Raw genomic sequence first — 15,804 nt, 5'->3', positions numbered from 1 at the left:
TCCCGTATGGTCGATCTCGTCACCGTCCTGGCGATCGCGTTGCTCCTCGGCGGCATCGTCGGGGCGGCCGCTCCGATGGTCCCGAGCGGACTCCTCTCACTCACCGGCCTCGCCCTCTACTGGTGGGCCACCGGCTTCACCGAACTGAGCGTCCTCACGTTCGCGGTACTCGTCTCCCTCGGCGTCCTGACCGCGCTCATCGAGTTCTTCGGCGGCTCGATCGCCGCGCGTGCCGGTGGCGCGTCCTGGCTGACGACTGCCGTCGCGGCCATCGTGGGTCTCATCCTCATGGTCGTCACCGGGCCGCTCGGCCTCGTCGTCGGCCTCTTCGGGACGGTCTTCGCGCTCGAGTTCGTCCGAAACGGGGAACTCGAGGGTAGCACCCGCTCGGCCGTCTACACGACGATCGGAATCCTCGCGTCGACGGCGGTCCAGGTCCTCCTGACTACGTCGATCCTCTTCGGGTTCGTCGTCGCCGTCTTCTTGCTCTGACCGCTCGAGCGCCGACCGCGTCTTCCCCTGGGGAAACACTGAAGCCGTGGGTGCCGTTGACACGACTAGATGGAGTGTTCGGAATCCGACTGCGAGCGCCCCGGTACCGTCGAGTTACACATCCCCTGGGACGAGAACCGTCTCGTTTGCGCCGCTCACGCCCGCGTCCTCGGCCGACGGGACGGCGTCGTCGCCGATCCGGATCCGGATCGGGCCGAGGATTTGCTCGAGGGCCGAGGTCCGGATCATTGACGGCGGCCACGTTTCCGACTTCAGTCGAACGATACGCGCGAGCGGGACGATCGCTTAGTCATCGCGGTGGACGCAACGTGAAAATCGGCTATTCCATCACATGAAACCGATAAGCCCGAGAAAGACGAGTCCGTTGTACACACTGTGGGTCAGATACGATTCAGTAATGCTGTTGTAGGTCACTCGCTGACCCACGTACACAGCCGAGGTAATCGACCTCGTTAGCACGCCGATGAGGCCATATTCCGTGTGGATAAGTCCGAACATCACCATCGTGGTGAGCGACGCGACGAGAACTGATTTCGTGTAATCGAGCGCGTAGCCAAACAGCAGGCCGCGGAAAAATATCTCTTCGACGAGCGGGAAAACGAGGACCAAAAAGAGAAACATCTGTAGCTGAACGCTAACTGGGGCGGCATCCAGGCTCGAGGACGTCGCGCCGAATCGAACCGGTTGCGAATGCAACACAGTGGTGATTCCGACAATCCCAACGACACCTGTACAGACGTTATTTTGACCGATCCTAAATATTATCGCCGCGACAGATACGATACGAAACGTTTGCCAGCCCATCGAGAGCTAACTATTGCCATTACTCCAGTAATAGCCGAAATAAGCGCAATACCGCCGAAGCTAACGACCAGCGATGTGAGTGTCGCACCCGTAGATTGGAGTTGTACGATAGCAGACATCAGATACCATCCTGGAATTGCAAGGACGAACAGTACGAGGGTGTACGAAAACAGCGCGCCGAAGCTGGGTACAACGGCCTCTCTGGAGTTGGTGATCGTCTCCGGTTCTGTTTGCGGAAAGTACGTCCCGAGCCCCGATGCGAGCCCTGGACTGAGCGCAGCGAGTACTCCCCCAAACAGACTGAAGAGAACTTGATGGGCAAGGGTGAGGTCCGAAGCGGTCGCAACGACAAAGGTCAGCGCGAACGTGATCGGAGCGCCGATTATCGCACTCGCTATCCAGAGTCCGCGAACGAATTTCCGCCCGGTAATTTTCGTGGTCACCGTTGCAGGAAGCGCCGGTCTTTCTTCGCCGATCGGAGGACGAACCGCACTACTGTGCGAGAATCAGTCGTGCGCGTAGTACGCCACGGTCTCCTCGTCGTCGTGGCGATCGATTCTCGCGAACCCGACCCGCTCGAACTGGACCATCTCGTCGGGTTCGATGGCCGCGACGCCCGGCTCCGCCCGTCCGGTCACGTTGCCCTCCATCGTTCGCATGCGGACGGGAACGCTCTCGGCGGCCGGCACCCAGTGGACGACGTCCACGTCACCCTCGCGGACGACGTCGATGTCCTCGCCCGTGTACTGCAACACGTCACGGGTGAACTGGAAGCAACCCAGACCCTTGAGCCAGATGCGGTCCTCGCGCTGGGGGAGGTCCGCGGGCTCGAGCAGGACGGAATCGCCGACCGGAATCTCGCGGACGCCGCGGTCCTCGTGGTTCGGATGCAGCGGCGGATTCGCCTCGTCGGGCGGACTCCCGGCGAGGGGGACCTGATTGCCCTCGCGGACGAGGAACCGTCGATCGGTCTCGTCGTCGATCAGTTCGCGGTTGTTCGCGTAAATCGAACTCATCGCGAGGTCGACGTCGCTGGTCGAGGTGCCGAGGCCGACCATCGCTTCCACGATGGCCTCGCCACGAATCCCGCGCCGTCGAAGGCTCTTGAGCGTCGGTGCCCGCGGGTCGTCCCAACCGTCGAGTTCGCCGGCCTCGATCAGCGCCGCGATCGTCGACGTGCTCATCTTCACGTCGTACGCGTCGAGCTGGACGTGCCCCCAGTGGATCACCTCGGGGTAGTCCCAGTCGAAGTAGTCGTAGACGAATCGCTGGCGTTTCGCGGAGTCCTGCAGGTCGATGCCGCGAATGATGTGGGTTATCTCGAGCAGGTGGTCGTCGATGCCGGACTGGAAGTCCAGCATCGGCCAGCAGCGGTACTCGCTCGCTTCCGCTCGGGGATGTGGCGTGTCGATCATCCGGAACGCGACCCAGTCGCGAAGCGCCGGATTCTTGTGTTCGATGTCGGTCTTGACCCGCAGGACCATATCACCGCTGTCGTACGCGCCGTCGATCATCGCTTCGAACTCCTCGAGAACCGTCTCGGCGCCTTTGTCCCGGTGCGGACAGGCCTCGCCGCTGTTTTTCAGTTCGGAGAACGCCTCGCCGGAACACGAGCACGTGTACGCGCCGCCCATCTCGATCAGGTCGCGAGCGTGACTGTAGTAGGTCTCGAGCCGGTCGCTCGCCCTGTATATCGCGTCGGGTTCGAAGCCGAGATAGTTGCAATCCTCGAGAATCGCGTCGTACGCGTCGAGGTCCGGGCGCTTGGTCTCGGGGTCGGTGTCGTCGAACCTGACGCAGAACCAGCCGTCGTAGCGGTCGCGGTAGGTGCCGATGACGGCGGGCATCCGGGCGTGGCCCACGTGCCAGGGGCCGTTCGGGTTCGGCGCACACCGCATTCGGATCTCGTCGTAGTCGTCCGCGTTCGGCAGGTCCGGCAAGTCGTGTTCGTCCGCCTCGTCTTCGGCCTCGATTTCGGCGAGTTCCTCGGGTGCTAGCTCCTCGAGACGGGCGCGTTTGTCCTCGTACTCGAGTTCGTTCACTCGGGCGACGACGCCGCCGACGACGCCGGGAACGGCGTCGGCGTGTTCGCGAAAGTCGGGATTGTCGCCCATCAGCGGCCCCATCACGGCACCGACGGCGGCGTCGCTCCGGTGTTTGACGGCGTTCAACAGCGCGTGCTTCTCCGCCTCGCGCTCGACGCGCTCGCGTAACTCGTCGTTCATTATCGATCGATATTCGTGCCCGGCCCAAAACCCTCGCGATTCGTCGTGTCTCCCGCTCCCGTTCGCCTCGCCCGGGCCCACGGCGGCGACCGCGCTGCCGCCTCAGTCCTCGAGGTCCTCCTCGTAAACGCGCGAGTTGAGGACGTTGCTCATCAGGACTATCGCTGCAGAGTCCGCCTGCGAAACGCTTTCGGATTCGTTCGATCCGGTCTCGTTTCCAGTTCGATCGCCGCTATCCGCCTCGGTCCCGTCCCCGTCGTCCCGGTCGGTACCCGAACTGTCCGCGACGGCGGCGTTGTACCGCTCACACCACTCCGTCTTGACTCCCCAGCCGCGGGCGTGCCCGTCGAACGGGTTCGCGACCTCAGCATAGAGCGTGGCGATCCCGGCGTCGTTTTTTTACCAGATTTTCGTTGTACACCGTCGTGATGATCTCTATTTCCGTCGTGGACTCCGACTCGGTTTCGGCACTCGTCGCGTACCGCAACTGCAGATCCGACCCGTCTTTTTGGAGCGATTCGACCGGAATATCGTTTCGCTCGACGAGCGTGTAGAACTCGCCGGGGGTCCCCTTGCGAGGCTGACTCGGCGCTTCGGGTTCGATTTCGTTCGCCGTCGAGGTCCCGAGCAGCGACCCGACGCAGCCTGCCGTCGCTGTCGATCCGGCGACAGCGATCGTGGCGAGGAATCCACGTCGGGAACGCCCGGCCGACGATGGAGACGAGCCGTCGGTCACGTCCGTCGGTCCGTCCGGTATACGCAAAAAGATCCGGACGATATCGAGCGGTGAGTCGCGGCGAGACGCGAGTTTCGATGGCGTTCGAACGGCGGGCACCGTACCGCACCCACGCTCGTTCGGACGAACGAGCGCCTCAGTACCCGCGCTCGATCAGGTAGTCCGCGATCTCACAGAGGAGGTCGCGGGCCTCGTTATCCGGGAGCACGTCGAGTCGGCTCTTCCCCTGTTCGACGAGGTCGCGGGCCGTGTCGTTCGCGTAGGTGATCGAACCGGCCGCCTCGAGTTCGGCGACTGCGTCGTCGATTTCGGCCTCGGTGACCGCGTCGACGTCGTCCGTATCGACCAAGGTGTCGACGTCGACGCCCTGCCCCCGGGCGTGGACGGTTATCAGCGTTTGCTTGTTCTCGACGAGGTCGCTCCCTCGCTGTTTTCCGAGTTGGTCGCTCGGAACCGTCAGGTCCAGTACGTCGTCCTGAATCTGGAACGCGCGACCGATGTCCAGCCCGTATCCGTAGAGGGCATCGACCGTCTCGTCGTCGGCTCCCAGCAAGATCGCGGGCAGACACGCGGAGGCGGCGTACAGGACGGCCGTCTTCTGTTCGACCATCTCGAGGTACTCCTCGGGCGAGACGTCGGTCCGCTGCTCGAAGGTGACGTCCAGGGACTGGCCCTCACAGATCTTCGTACAGGTCGTCGCGAGGATGGAAAACGCCTCGACGAGCCGATCGGACTGCGCCCCCGTCTCGAGCATGATCTCGAAGGCCTTCGAGTAGAGCGTGTCGCCGGCGAGAATTGCGGTCTCGATATCGTAGGCCTCGTGAACGGCGGGAACGCCGCGTCGGAGATCGTCGTCGTCCATGATATCGTCGTGGATCAGGGTAAACGACTGGATGACCTCGACGCTGACGGCGGCGGCCATCACGTCGACCGGGCCGCCCTCCTGCAGCGACGGGAACGATCGATACTCCGCCGTGAGAGACTCGACGTCACACAGCGCCTCCGCGGTCGTTAGCAGGACGGCCGGCCGCAGCCGTTTGCCGCCCGCATCGAGCAGATACCGGGACGCTTCGTAGAGCCGTTCCGGCCGCTGGATCGGCAACTCCTCGGTGATCGCCTCGTTGACCTGTTCGCGCCGGTGCCGGACCGCCTCGAGCACCGCTTCCTCGCGTGCCTCGGGGCTCGTCATATCAGTCGACTAACTGTATGAGGTTCCCGTTGCGCGTAACGTGGAGGTCTCGGCCCATGCTGTAGCCTTCGCTCTCGCAAAGGTTGACGTAGCTCGAGTAGCCGCTCATGTCCTGGTGAGCCGGAATGACGTGCTGGGGCTGAAGCGCGTCGAGCATCTCGTAGTGGCCCTCCTGATTGAGGTGGCCGGAAACGTGGATGTCGTCGTACACCCGCGCGCCCTGCATGCCGAGCAGTTTCTCCGCCTGGTAGCGCTGGCCTTCGTTAGTCGGCTCGGGGATGACGCGGGCCGAGAAGACGACCTTGTCGCCGTCGTCCAGTTCGTACGGCGTCTCGCCGCGCGCCATTCGGGTGAGCATCGCACGCGGTTCGCCCTGGTGGCCGGTGACGACCGGCAGGTAGTCGCCTTTCCCCTCGTTCATGATTCGCTTGAACGTGCGGTCGACGGACTTCCGGTGGCCGAACATTCCCAGATCGGTGGGGAAGTCGATGAAGTCGAGCCGTTCTGCGGTGCCGGAGTACTTCTCCATCGACCGGCCCAGTAGCACGGGCTGACGGCCGATGTCGTCCGCGAACTCGACCAGCGACTTCACACGAGCGATGTGGCTTGAGAACGTCGTCGCGACGATGCCGCCGTCGTAGTCTTCGAGGCTGTAGAGGACGTCGCGAAGGTGCTCGCGCGCGACCCGCTCGCTGGGAGTGCGCCCCTTCTTGTTCGCGTTGGTACAGTCCTCGATGTACGCGAGGACGCCGTTGCCTTCGCGACCGATCTCGCGGAACCGCTCCATATCGATCGGATCGCCGATGACGGGCGTGTGGTCCATTCGCTTGTCCAGCCCGTAGACGACGGCTCCCTCCGGTGTGTGGAGGACGGGATTGATCGCGTCGATGATCGAGTGGGTGACGTTGACGAACTCGAGGTCGACCTTGCCGCTGTCGCCGATCGCCATCGTCTCGCCGGCGTCCATCTTGATCAGGTCGTTCTCGACGCCGAACTTCTGTTCGCCCTCGATCTGCTGTTTGACGAGTTCGATCGTAAACGGCGTCGCGACGACCGGCGCGTTGTACCGGTGGGCCAGTTTGGAGATGGCACCGATGTGGTCCAGGTGACCGTGCGTCGGGACGATCGCCTGGACGTCGCCCTCGAGGTCGCTCATGACCCGGTCGTCGGGGATAGCGCCCATGTCGATCAGGTCGAGACTGTGCATTCGTTCGGTTTCGACGTTGTCGTGGATCAGCACCTGCGAGAGGTTCAGACCCATGTCGAAGATGACGACGTCGTCGCCGGCGCGGACGGCGGTCATCTGCCGTCCGACTTCTTCGTAGCCGCCAATGGTTGCGATTTCGATTTCCATGATTCTGTAGCACTGAAAGTCGCGTCGTGGACTCTCATCGAAACGGTCCGCGGACTCCCGGTTGTGCGGCCCCGGCATCTTGCAGCGCGTCGGCCATCCCGCTATGCGCACGGATGACGGTCGACCCGTCGTCGTCGACTCACGACATCGTGAGTCCCGAACGCACTTGCCCGCGGGTTTCGCTACGTACCTGTACACGGCCGGGTGTTAAAAACGCAGTGGGTTGGGTCCACACGCGACCCGTCCCGTTGGTGCCGCGGCGGGAATCGGGGCTGGCGGCCGCGTCGTCCCTCGTCTGGGGTCGTCTCGACCTCGATGCCGTTTCGCGCATCGTAATTTCTTTGCCTGTCGCCTCGAAACCGGTGGGCAGCAACTATGATTTCGGAGGTATCGTCGTGTACGTAATCATCGTCGGGGCCGGCGAAGTCGGTCGTTCGATCGCCGCAAACTTAGAAGAGACTCACGACGTGGTCGTCGTCGACCGCGACGCCGAGGTGACCGAGGAACTCACCTACGCGCTGGACGTGTTGACGATCCACGGCGACGGGACCGACCTCGAAATCCTGCGCGAGGCCGGCCTCTCGCAAGCGGGACTCGTCATCGCCTGTACGGACAACGACGAAACGAACGCCGTCGTCTGCGGCGCGGCGAAGGCCGTTACCGACGTCTTCACCATCGCGCGGGTTCGTCGGCGAACGCTGCTCGAAACCTGGCAGGGATCGCAGGGCGCCTTCGGCGTCGACTTCATGGTGTGTACCGACCTGCTGACGGCCCAGACGATCTTTCGTATCTCCGGGCTGCCCAGCGCCCACGACGTCGATACGTTCGCCAGCGGACTCGTCCGCATGGCCGAGTTCGACATCCCGGCGGACAGCCCGATCGCGGATCGAACCGTCAGCGAAGCCGACTGTTACGATTCGCTAACGTTCGCCGCGCTCTTTCGGGACGACGAGATGATCGTGACTCGAGGCGACACGGTCATTCGAGGCGGCGACCGGATCGTCGTGATCGGCAGCCCCGATTCGATCAACGATTTCGCCGACGAAGTCGCGACGGCGCCCGACGACGCAGAAGAGGTCGTCATCGTCGGCGCGAGCGAGATCGGATTCCAGGCCGCTCGCGAGTTCGAAGATCACGGGTTTCGTCCGCGTCTGATCGAGCAAGATCACGACCGCGCCCGTGAGGTGGCCGAATCCTTACCGAACACGATGGTCATGGAAAGCGACGCGACGAACGCCGACTTCCTCGCACGGGAACACGTCGGCGAAGCGGACGTCGTGGTCGCCGCACTCGACAGCGACGAGAAGAACCTCCTCGTCTCCCTGCTCGCGGAACGCCTCGGCGTCGACCGCACCGTCGCCGTCATCGAAACCGCCGAGTACGCAGACCTCTTCGAGACCGTCGGAATCGACGTCGCGATCAACCCTCGAGAGGAAACCGCCGAGGAGATCGTCCGCTTTACGCGAACCGATCACACGGAAAAGGTCGCGATGCTGGAGCACGATCGCGCGGAGGTAATCGAGATCGAGGTCGGCGTCGAGAGCGCCCTCGTCGGTCGAACCATCGCGGACGCGACGAACGATCTCCCGCCGGGCGTCGTCATCGGCGCGATTTCTCGCGGCGGTGACCACATCACGCCCCGCGGATCGACCGTCGTCCAATCCGGTGACCACGTGATCGTCTTCGTCGACGCGGCGGTTCTCGACGAGGTCGTCGACCTGATCTAAGACGACGCTCGTCGTCGAGAGAGCCACCTCGAGCCGAACGGCTGATCCAGGTCGAACGGTCACGGTGACTGCCACGAGTACTACGCCGATACCGCCGCCGACGAACGCGTCGCGAGACGGCCGCGAGCACCGAAACCGAGAAACGGGCGGACCGTGTGGAGGTTCCCGATTCGGTCGAACACGGTTACCGGTTGTTTCACGTCCGGGTCGAACGCCGATTCCCCACGCCGTCGGGCGGATCGTATCGGTTCCGAGTGCCGGTCGCGTCTCCGGCAGTCCCACGTCGCTACCGTCCGAAGGCGGGGAACGTGACCCCTGGAACCGCGTGACGATGGATTAATACGACCTTAACGAAATCTGTTATATATCGTGTTCCGACGAGACTCCGCGGACGGGGTGTCTTTATGAGACTCCGGACCGACTGGCGCGCGAGTTTCGCGCTCGTCGGCACCGTCGTCAAATATCTCTCCGTTCCGCTCCTGGTACCGATCGTCGTCGCACTGGTCTATTCGGAGCCCGTTTTTCCGTTCGTCGCGACGATCGGCCTCGCGGTCGTCTTCGGACTCGCACTCGAGCGACTGGATCCCGTCCGTGACCTGCAAGTCCGAGAAGCGATGCTCTTCGTCGCGATATCGTGGCTCACCGTCGCGATCGTGGGGGCAGTGCCGTACATCCTTGCCGGCTGGGGAACCGAATCGACCCTCGCCAATCCGGTGAACGCGCTGTTCGAATCGATGTCCGGGTTCACGACGACGGGGGCGACCGTCCTCGAGGAGATTTCGCTCGACCGTCACACCCACGCCGTGATGATGTGGCGACAGCTTACCCAGTGGCTCGGCGGGATGGGAATCATCGTGTTGATGGTCGCAATTTTGCCCGAGTTAGCGGTCAGCGGCGCGCAACTCGTTCAGTCGGAGGCACCGGGACCCGAGTTACAGAAGTTGACGCCGCGAATCGCCGAGACGGCGCGCATCCTCTGGGTCGTCTACTTCGTCTTTACCCTCGCCTTCGTCGCTCTTCTCTATGGCCTCCACCTCGCGGGGATGGCACCCCGAATGGGGCTTTACAACGCCATCGCTCACGGATTCACGGCGCTTCCCACGGGCGGGTTCTCACCGGAAGCCGACAGCGTGGCGGCGTTCTCTGCGATCGTTCAGTGGACGTTCGTGCCGTTTATGGTCATCGCGGGCACGAACTTCGCGCTGTTCTGGCACGTCTTCAGCGGCGAGCGACATCGGTTCGTTCGCAACTCCGAATTTCGCGCCTACATCGGGGCGATCGCCGCGTTGACCGTGGTACTCGCGGGAATACTCTATACCGGTGCTGCACCGGCGCTTTCGGAACTCGGCGGCCTCACGGAGGGCGTATTCGAGAACTCGCTCCGACAGAGCGCCTTCCAGGTCGCATCGCTGTTGACCTCGACTGGGTACGCGACCAGCGACTTCGTGGAGTGGAGTTCGACCGGCAAAATCGTCCTCCTGTTCGCGATGCTCGTCGGCGGCTGTGCCGGTTCCACCGGGGGTGGCGTCAAGGTCGTCCGATGGCTAATCGTATTCAAAGTCCTCCGGCGCGAACTGTTTACGGCATCCCATCCCGAGGTCGTTCGCCCGATTCGTCTCGGTAACAACGTCGTCGACGAGGACGCAATTCGCGGCGTGCTCGGATTCACCTTCCTCTATCTCTTCGTCTTCGCCATCGCGACCCTGCTCATCGCCCTCGACGCCGGTCACCTCGTCGAGACACCGCTCGAGGCGTTCAGCGCCAGTCTCGCGACGATCGGGAACATCGGTCCCGGATTCGGGTTTCTCGGCCCCTTCGGGTCCTACCACGAGTTCCCGATCGGTTCGAAACTCCTGATGATCTTTCTCATGTGGATCGGCCGCCTCGAGATAATTCCGGTCCTCGTCATGTTCACCGGCGGCTTCTGGACCCGCTGAAGCCGTCCGCCGTCGCTTCGCCGCTCGCCGACTCGCCCTCAGTCGATCGTCGTTCCCGGAGTCGACCCGTCGAGGAACGACGCCAGCGCGTCGAGGCCGAAGATCGACGCTTCGGCCTCGAGATCCAGTAGCGTCCGGACCTTGCCGACCATTCCGCCGGTCACGTCGGTCGCATCGCTCGCCCCGAGCACCGTCGCGACGGCCTCGAAATCCTCGATGCGATCGATCACGACCTCGTCTTCGTCCAGCACACCGGGAACCGTCGAGCAGAGGCCGACGCGGTCCGCCGAGAGCCGGCGTGCGAGTTCGGCCACGAGTTCGTCGCCGCTGACGACCGTCGCCCCGGCGCCGGCGTGGGCGATCACGTCCCCGTGGAGGACGGGAACGAACCCCTCCGCGAGCATCGTCTCGACCTGGCCGGTCGGCAGCGAGAGGGTTCCCGCGGTGTCTCGGTACGCCGTCGAAAACGGATGTACCGGTACCGCCTGTACGTCTCGCTCGAGCAGTCGGCTGAGGACGAACGAGTTCAGCGTCTTCATCGCGCCGTGGATGTCCAGGACCGCCGTCGCGTCACGAGTCCCATCGGTGGTACTGACGCCGTGTTCGCTCGCGTTGTGGTGACCGAAGCTGCCGCCGCCGTGAACGACGACGACGTCCTCTAGTCCGTCGGTCTGCGCCGCGGCGATCGTCTCGGCCGCCCGCTCGAGTGCTTCGCCGTCGAGCGTCTCCGCGCGATCTTTCTCGGTGATGACGCTGCCGCCGAGTTTCAGGACGATCATTCGAGTCGCGTCACCCCCTTCTCGGATAGCTCGGCTCGGAAGGCGTCCTCGCAGCCGGGCGTAAACGACAGCGCCGTCTCGGTCTCCGGTGTCGGGTCCAGTGCGACGATGCACCCGCCGCCGCCGGCACCGGTTAATTTCGCGCCCCGTGCGCCCGCGTCCCGGGCCGCCCAGACCATCGTATCGAGCGATCGTGAGGAGACGCCGAGGGCCGACAGCAGCCCGTGGTTGAAATCCATCAATCGACCGAGTTCGTCGATATCCCCGTCGGCGAGCGCGTCTTCACCGTTGCGTACCACGTCGCCGATCGCTTCGACCGTATCGGCGGCGAATTCGTACTCGTCGCGCAGATCCCGCACACCCGCGACCAGCTTCCCGGTGTCGCCCGCGCCGCCGTCGAATCCGATCACGATCGGCAGGTCCGGTGCCTCGAGGGAGCGACAGTCCTCGCCTTCGACGCGGACCGCACCGCCGGTGGCCGAACAGAACGTGTCCGCCCGCGAGGCCTGACCGTCCTGAACCTGGTGTTCCGTCCGGTAGGCTCGGTCCGCGAGTTCGTCCGTCTCGAGGGTGACTCCGAGTTCGCGGGTGGCGGCATCGATCGCGGCGACGACGACCGCCGCGGAGGAACCGAGTCCCGCGCCGAGCGGGATGTCGCTCTCGATCGTGACGTCGAAGCCCACTTCGTCTTCGTCGGTTACGTCGCGGACCTGCTCGATCGCGCCGTCGACGTAGCCCATCGCGGCGCTTATCAACGATTCCGAGACGTCGACGTCCGGTCCGTTGCCGGTCGTTCCGTCGTACTCGACGGTAAAGCCGTTCAGACTGAGGTCCTCCGCGTGAACCCGTAGCTTGCCGTCGTCGCGTCGTTGCACGCCGACCCGCGCCCGCCGCTCGATCGCACACGGAACGGCCGGTTCGCCGTAAACTACCGCGTGCTCCCCGAACAGGTACACTTTGCCGGGTGCGCTGGAGAGTGTCATGCCCGGCCGTTCGTACGACGACGGTTAATACCTATCTTCTCCGGGCCGTCTGCTGGGGTGGTAGCCGTCGGTCCGACCGCGGGAGTCGAACTTAAGCCAGTGTCGGCACAACGCGCTCGTATGGCTCTCGTTCTGCCGAGCGAACTCGTCGTCGATCGATTCCTTCCGACGGCACGGGCGATGCTGGCGACCCGACTCGCCGAGCGCGGATTGACCCAGCAGGAGGTCGCCGCCGAACTCGGCGTGACACAGGCCGCGGTCAGCAAATACGTCAGCGGAGACGGCGGCGGCGACGACCGGTTCCGGGACGACCCCGAAACCGTCGCGACCATCGAGCGGATCGCCGACGGGCTCGCCGGCGGTCACATGGACAGCTACGACGCGCTCACCGAACTCCTCGCGCTCGTCCGGAGCCTCGAGGATCGCGGCCCGATCTGCGAACTCCACGAGGAGGTGATGCCCGAACTTCGAGGACTCGGCTGCGACCTGTGCGTCCGCGGGCTCGACCCCGACGTGCGAGCCGAACGGGACGTCCTCGCGAACGTGCGAACCGCCGCACGAACCCTCGCTTCGCGTTCGGGAATCGCCGAGTACGTCCCGAACGTCGGCACGAACGTCGGAATGTCCCTCCCCGACCCTCGCGACGAGACCGACGTCGCCGCGATTCCCGGTCGGATCTACGCCATGGGCGGCCGGATCGAAATTCCGGCGCATCCCGAATTCGGTGCGTCGAAACACGTTTCCACGGCGATCCTCGCGGCGAACGCCGTCGACCCCGACATCCACGGCGCGATCAATATCGCTACCGACGGCGACCTGCTTGCTGGCGCCGACACGGTCGGTATCGACCCGCTCGAGTTCGATGCCGAGTACGAAAACCGCAGGGACCATCTCGAAAATCGGTTCGAAGATCGCGGGACCGTTCCACGGGTCGCCTACCATCGCGGCGCGTTCGGCATCGAGCCCGCCACCTACGTCTTCGGGTCGACGGCCGTCGATGCCGCGGAACTGATCACGGAACTGCTCTCGGTCGTTCACGATCGATGACCGTATCGTTCGCGTTCCGGTTTCCGATCGAGACGGAGCTCGTCCGACCGATACCGCGAGGAGGGACCCGCAGGTACGTCGGTTGGGAAACCGACGAACGAGTCGTCCGCTTCCCGTACCCCCTCTTCGCGTGAGGAGAACCTCGCTCCGCTGGCGAAACGGGTCGTCTCTCGCGACGTCTCCGAGAGTCGTCTCAGAGTTATCTCGAAGCGGACGCTGGGAGGTCGACCGATGCGCTGGCCGCGATCGAGGGATTGCGCTGCCGGTTCACAACAGCGTCGGGAAAACGAACTGTACGTTGTCGGTACGAACCGTCTCAGACCGTACTCTCGAAGTCCTCGAGCGCGTACGCCGGTTCGGCACCGCGGCGGTCGAGGACTTCGTTCGCGAGCAACCAGTAGACGACCGAGAGGGCCTTGCGACCCTTGTTGTTCGTCGGGACGACGAGGTCGACGTTACTGAGCTGGTTGTTCGAGTCACACATCGCGATGACCGGGATGCCGACCGTGATGGCCTCCTTGACGGCCTGCGCGTCGCCGATCGGGTCGGTGACGACGAGCACGTCCGGTTCGATGTAACCGTCGTACTTCGGATTCGTCAGGGTCCCCGGAATGAAGCGACCGGTTCGGGCGCGCGCGCCGACGGCCTCGGCGAACTTCTCCGCGGGGAATCGCCCGTACTGGCGACTCGAGGTGACCAGAATCTGTTCGGGTTGGTAGTTCGCGAGGAAGTCCGCGGCCGTGCGGATACGGCCGTCGGTCTTCGAGACGTCGAGCACGTACAGCCCGTCGGTACGGACGCGATGGATGAACCGCTCCATGTCCGCCGTCTTCTGCTGGGTGCCGATGTGGACACCGGCGCCGAGGTAATCCTCGACCGGAATCAGCAGGTCCGCTTCCTCGTCGGACATCACGTCGTCGTCGAGCGTCGGACCGGCGTCTTCGGTCTCGGCGTCGTCCGCTGGTTGTTCGGCGTCGGCCGCGGGCGCTCCCTCGGCGTCGGCGGGCTGTTCGTCTGCTGGCTCGACGTCCTCCTCGGCGGCGGGACCAGCCCCTTCGGCTGGCTCCTCGTCGATTTCTTCCTCGGCGGCGTCGAGCCCTTCCTGGGTTGCGTCGTTTTCTGTCATGTCGCGTCGTCTGCGATTCGAATGAGCTCGTTGAGCTTTGCGGTTCGCTCGCCGCCGACGGTACCCGTCTTGATGAAGGGTGCGTCGGTCGCGACGGCGAGGTGTGCGATCGTCGCGTCTTCGGTCTCGCCCGACCGGTGGGAGACGACCGAGTCGTAGCCGTTCTCCGTCGCGAGTTCGATCGCGTCGAAGGCGTCCGACAGCGTTCCGATCTGGTTCGGCTTGATCAGGATGCTGTTGGCTGCGCCGCGATCGATCCCCTCGACGAGGCGGTCGGTGTTCGTCACGAACAGATCGTCTCCGCAGATCAACGTCTGGTCTCCGACGTCGTCCGTGAGGTCGGCGAATGCGTCGTAATCGTCCTCGTCGAGCGGGTCCTCGACGTAGACGAGGTCGTACTCCTCGACGAGTTCGGCGATGTACGCGATCTGCTCGTCCGTGTCGCGGCTTCGATCGCTGTACTCGTAGGTCCCCGACTCGGAATCGTACAGCTCTGCGCCGGCGACGTCGAGCCCGAATCCGATGGTGAAGCCAACGTCGTCTGCGACCTTCGAGACCGCTTCGTCGACGATCTTGAACGCCTCACCGTCGTCGATCGACGGCGCCCAGGCGCCCTCGTCGCCTTTGCCACAGGGAACACCGCGTTCCTCGAGCAGATCGGCGACGGTCGCGTGGACGGCCGCGTTCGCGAACACGGCGTCTTCGACGCTGGGTGCACCGACTGGAGCCGCGAGGAACTCCTGGATATCGGTCGCGTCGGCGGCGTGTTCGCCACCGCCGACCACGTTGCCGAGCGGGATCGGGAAGTTTTCACCGCGGAACGTCCCGCCGAGGTGCTGAAAGAGCGGTGCACCGAGGACGTCGGCGCCGGCTTTCGCGGCGGCCATCGATATCGCGACCGCGCTGTTCGCACCGATCTCTGAGAAGTCGGCGGTTCCGTCGGCGGCGTGGAGCGCGGCGTCGACCTCGCGTTGGTTGCCGGCGTAAGCGTTGTCGACGAGTCGGGGAACGGCGTGTTCCCTGGCCGCGGCAATCGCCTCGGTCGGCGGGCGCTCGACGGCTTCGTATTCGCCAGTGCTGGCGCCGCTGGGCGCCGCAGCGCGGCCGAAACCTCCGCTTTCGGTAACGACGTCCGCCTCGACCGTCGGGTTACCTCGTGAATCGAGGATACGCCGCAGGCGAACGTCCGTGATGAGCGTCATTTCCGGTCGTACCCCCGCTTGACGGTAAACGGAAGGACGCCGGCGTCGTACTCCTCGGCGGCGATCAAGATCGGCTGCGTTTGCTCGGTCTCGATCAATACCGGGGCGCCGTAGGAAACCTGCAACGCTCGTGCGCCGAGGATGCGTGCCTTCTCGTAACGGTTGTGTTGTTGCTGTTGCAT

The 15,804-nt window shown here is 64.3% G+C and carries 15 protein-coding genes; 5 read left to right on the top strand and 10 right to left on the bottom strand.

Going from position 1 to position 15,804, the window contains the following annotated elements:
- The first annotated feature begins 6 nt into the window (after nucleotides 1–6).
- The gene (locus tag NJT13_RS03480; RefSeq protein ID WP_254524097.1) at nucleotides 7–492 is read left to right on the top strand and encodes a DUF456 domain-containing protein; all 486 of its coding nucleotides are present in this window, start codon (nucleotides 7–9) and stop codon (nucleotides 490–492) included.
- 69 nt (nucleotides 493–561) lie between these two features.
- Nucleotides 562–744 (top strand): DUF8014 family protein, encoded by a 183-nt coding sequence (locus tag NJT13_RS03475; RefSeq protein WP_254524096.1) that lies wholly within the window; start codon nucleotides 562–564, stop codon nucleotides 742–744.
- A gap of 96 nt (nucleotides 745–840) precedes the next feature.
- Here NJT13_RS03475 and NJT13_RS03470 read toward each other — a convergent pair whose 3' ends face one another.
- From NJT13_RS03470 to NJT13_RS03450, 5 genes are all read right to left on the bottom strand, one after another.
- Nucleotides 841–1,317 (bottom strand): CPBP family intramembrane glutamic endopeptidase, encoded by a 477-nt coding sequence (locus NJT13_RS03470; protein WP_254524095.1) that lies wholly within the window; start codon nucleotides 1,315–1,317, stop codon nucleotides 841–843.
- 506 nt (nucleotides 1,318–1,823) lie between these two features.
- Complete coding sequence (locus NJT13_RS03465; RefSeq protein ID WP_254524094.1) at nucleotides 1,824–3,542, bottom strand: glutamate--tRNA ligase; 1,719 nt, start codon at nucleotides 3,540–3,542, stop codon at nucleotides 1,824–1,826.
- A gap of 364 nt (nucleotides 3,543–3,906) precedes the next feature.
- On the bottom strand, nucleotides 3,907–4,278 hold the full coding sequence (locus NJT13_RS03460; RefSeq protein ID WP_254524093.1) for a DUF8159 domain-containing protein: 372 nt from the start codon (nucleotides 4,276–4,278) through the stop codon (nucleotides 3,907–3,909).
- 136 nt (nucleotides 4,279–4,414) lie between these two features.
- Nucleotides 4,415–5,467 carry a geranylfarnesyl diphosphate synthase gene (idsA3, locus tag NJT13_RS03455; RefSeq protein ID WP_254524092.1) on the bottom strand — a complete coding sequence of 351 codons (1,053 nt, stop codon included), beginning with the start codon at nucleotides 5,465–5,467 and terminating at the stop codon, nucleotides 4,415–4,417.
- A 1-nt stretch (nucleotide 5,468) separates the two neighbouring features.
- Nucleotides 5,469–6,821: a ribonuclease J gene (locus tag NJT13_RS03450; RefSeq protein ID WP_254524091.1), complete on the bottom strand. Its 1,353-nt coding sequence runs from the start codon at nucleotides 6,819–6,821 to the stop codon at nucleotides 5,469–5,471.
- A gap of 395 nt (nucleotides 6,822–7,216) precedes the next feature.
- Between NJT13_RS03450 and trkA the strand changes: the two genes are divergently transcribed.
- Together trkA and NJT13_RS03440 are read left to right on the top strand one after the other, a co-directional pair.
- Nucleotides 7,217–8,548 carry a Trk system potassium transporter TrkA gene (gene trkA, locus NJT13_RS03445; protein ID WP_254524090.1) on the top strand — a complete coding sequence of 444 codons (1,332 nt, stop codon included), beginning with the start codon at nucleotides 7,217–7,219 and terminating at the stop codon, nucleotides 8,546–8,548.
- A 404-nt stretch (nucleotides 8,549–8,952) separates the two neighbouring features.
- Nucleotides 8,953–10,485: a TrkH family potassium uptake protein gene (locus NJT13_RS03440; RefSeq protein WP_254524089.1), complete on the top strand. Its 1,533-nt coding sequence runs from the start codon at nucleotides 8,953–8,955 to the stop codon at nucleotides 10,483–10,485.
- Between the two features lie 38 nt (nucleotides 10,486–10,523).
- Here NJT13_RS03440 and NJT13_RS03435 read toward each other — a convergent pair whose 3' ends face one another.
- Nucleotides 10,524–11,264: an isopentenyl phosphate kinase gene (locus tag NJT13_RS03435; protein WP_254524088.1), complete on the bottom strand. Its 741-nt coding sequence runs from the start codon at nucleotides 11,262–11,264 to the stop codon at nucleotides 10,524–10,526.
- Nucleotides 11,261–12,247 (bottom strand): mevalonate kinase, encoded by a 987-nt coding sequence (gene mvk / locus NJT13_RS03430; RefSeq protein ID WP_254524087.1) that lies wholly within the window; start codon nucleotides 12,245–12,247, stop codon nucleotides 11,261–11,263. Before mvk ends, NJT13_RS03435 begins: the two co-directional genes overlap by 4 nt.
- 120 nt (nucleotides 12,248–12,367) lie before the next feature.
- Here mvk and NJT13_RS03425 point away from each other — a divergent pair, with 120 nt between their 5' ends.
- A complete protein-coding gene (locus NJT13_RS03425; protein WP_254524086.1) occupies nucleotides 12,368–13,294 on the top strand; it encodes a thiamine-phosphate synthase family protein in 927 nt (308 codons plus the stop codon).
- 316 nt (nucleotides 13,295–13,610) lie between these two features.
- Here NJT13_RS03425 and rpsB read toward each other — a convergent pair whose 3' ends face one another.
- Genes rpsB through NJT13_RS03410 form a run of 3 tightly spaced genes read right to left on the bottom strand, consistent with a single transcriptional unit; the run spans nucleotide 13,611 to nucleotide 15,804 of the window.
- Nucleotides 13,611–14,420 carry a 30S ribosomal protein S2 gene (gene rpsB / locus NJT13_RS03420; RefSeq protein ID WP_254524085.1) on the bottom strand — a complete coding sequence of 270 codons (810 nt, stop codon included), beginning with the start codon at nucleotides 14,418–14,420 and terminating at the stop codon, nucleotides 13,611–13,613.
- Nucleotides 14,417–15,622, bottom strand: a complete 1,206-nt coding sequence (gene eno, locus NJT13_RS03415) for a phosphopyruvate hydratase (protein WP_254524084.1) — start codon at nucleotides 15,620–15,622, stop codon at nucleotides 14,417–14,419. Before eno ends, rpsB begins: the two co-directional genes overlap by 4 nt.
- Nucleotides 15,619–15,804 carry a DNA-directed RNA polymerase subunit K gene (locus tag NJT13_RS03410; protein ID WP_006184680.1) on the bottom strand — a complete coding sequence of 62 codons (186 nt, stop codon included), beginning with the start codon at nucleotides 15,802–15,804 and terminating at the stop codon, nucleotides 15,619–15,621. The genes eno and NJT13_RS03410 overlap by 4 nt, the downstream gene beginning before the upstream one ends.

The organism is Natrinema caseinilyticum, assembly GCF_024227435.1.
Taxonomy (GTDB): Archaea; Halobacteriota; Halobacteria; order Halobacteriales; family Natrialbaceae; genus Natrinema; species Natrinema caseinilyticum.
This window is presented reverse-complemented; position numbering and strand designations above follow the sequence as displayed.